We start from the raw sequence: 253 nt of genomic DNA on the forward strand, positions 1-253 counted from the left end.
CGCGCCAGTCGCGCAGGAACAGCCACACCACCAGCAGGGCCAGCAGCGCGCCCTCCCACAGCATCGACAACGACGAATCGTAGGAGCGGTGGGTTTCGTCGATGGCGGTGGTGACCAGGCGGAAGACGATGCCCGGGTGCTCGGCCTTTATCTTGTCCAGCGCGTCATGCACGCCGGCTACCCCCATCACGACGCTGGAACCGCGGGTGCGCGACATCGAGAACGCCACGACCTTCTCGCCGTCCAGCAACGA

General features: G+C 66.4%; 1 protein-coding gene. It reads right to left on the reverse strand.

What is annotated here, in order from left to right:
- Positions 1–253: hypothetical protein (locus ACQG3P_RS20835; RefSeq protein WP_426806116.1), on the reverse strand; the 253-nt coding region annotated here is incomplete at both ends.

This window comes from Stenotrophomonas sp. SrG (assembly GCF_050031795.1).
Lineage (GTDB): Bacteria > Pseudomonadota > Gammaproteobacteria > Xanthomonadales > Xanthomonadaceae > Stenotrophomonas > Stenotrophomonas rhizophila_A.